Annotated in this window: 2 protein-coding genes; one reads left to right on the forward strand and one right to left on the reverse strand. The window is 53.8% G+C overall.

The window, feature by feature from the left end; all coding sequences use genetic code 11:
• Nucleotides 1-400, forward strand: a 400-nt coding sequence (locus RE6C_RS06695) for a helix-turn-helix domain-containing protein (RefSeq protein WP_236617997.1), incomplete at its 5' end; no start/stop codon positions are given.
• Nucleotides 401-560: 160 nt separating this feature from the next.
• Here the strand turns inward: RE6C_RS06695 and RE6C_RS06700 are convergent.
• The gene (locus RE6C_RS06700; protein ID WP_008655045.1) at nt 561-1010 is read right to left on the reverse strand and encodes a nucleotidyltransferase; all 450 of its coding nucleotides are present in this window, start codon (nt 1008-1010) and stop codon (nt 561-563) included.
• Nucleotides 1011-1405: the final 395 nt, after the last annotated feature.

Genomic DNA, 1405 nt, shown 5'->3' on the forward strand with positions numbered 1-1405 from the left:
ACCCGGTAACGGCCTACGATGTGGAGGAATAGCAATGGCGAATGAACGCGGAAAGCGGATTTATCGAAAAACAACCGAGGAAGAGCGTGCACGGCACGCGAAGGTACGCGAGCAAATAGCCGATGAACTGCCGGATATCCGGCGACGCGCGAAGGAGCGTCTTGCCTTGTTGAAGCAAGAGGGGACGCCGTTGCGTCAAGCTGTCGCGGCATTGCGATCGGAGCGCGAGCGGCAGGGTTTGAGTCTGGCGGACATACAAGAGCGAACAGGGATCGACCGGGCCGCACTGTCGCGTTTGGAGAACAACGAGGATGCCAATCCGACGCTCGCAACATTGGAACGGTATGCGGAAGCCGTTGGGCGTCAAATGATCGTGTTGCTGTCTGAGCCAGCAGCGTAAGAAAACGAGCGTCCGCCAACGGAAGGTTTTTACGACACCGCCCCAAACGAAGCGAGCAATGCCTGAACCACCAGAAATTGTACCAACGGTAGGCGACTAGAACAATCGACAGCGGTGTGCCGAAGGCCTAGCGTAAAAACCATGTTGTCGGACCGTCGCGCTAGAAACCGCTTGGATCAAGAGTCTCTGCATCCGCGATGTCTTTAGGTCGTCCGCAGGCCCTTTTGTTGACGATCAGATCATCGCGCCCAATGACATTCAGTTTGATGTCATCCAGTTCAATGTTCAGCTTGTTCTCCCACGCATCATCAAATGCAACACCAGAGATAGCAGTCAATATGTCAATTCGAGATGGTTCAATACCAATTTGAAAGACCATTCCGGGCGTTGCCAGGTCATCGACGGTTAGGTCGTGCAATGGTGCGCCAAATTCGGCGAGAACACGATATACTTTTGGTGCCGTTTCAGCGTCGGGACGAACCCAAAGATCGAGGTCGCCGGTTGCACGTGGATGGCCATGCGCGGCAACAGCGTAGGCACCAACTAGTAGGAAATCAATTTTCGCGTCGGACAACGCGAGCAACATGTCTTTGAAGTCGGGGTTGAACAACGTTCGGTTCCTTGAATTTCCATGCGGTTAAAGTCAGAGGCCACACCATCAGCAAGCGTTCGGTCGGTGTAGCATCGGGAACCCCTGAATCGAGACCCTGCTGATCGAGCGTCGTGAGTCTTGCAACTGAACGGTCCATCGGTGGGAGAGAGGTCATGCGTTTCCTTTGGCTGAGGTCCGACAACGGAAGGTTTATACAACACCGCCCTAAACGAAGCGAGTGATGCCAGAACTACGAAGGATTCTACCACCAGAGGGCAGCTTGAACAAACGACAGCGGTCTGCCGAAGGCCTGGCGTAAAAACCATGTTAGACGCCCCGGGCCACGCGATTAGATGTAATCAAAGAATCGAATCCACCAAGTTAACTGAGAACCACAGATTGGATTATCAGGG

It is taken from the genome of Rhodopirellula europaea 6C (genome assembly GCF_000338295.1).
Classification (GTDB): Bacteria; Planctomycetota; Planctomycetia; order Pirellulales; family Pirellulaceae; genus Rhodopirellula; species Rhodopirellula europaea.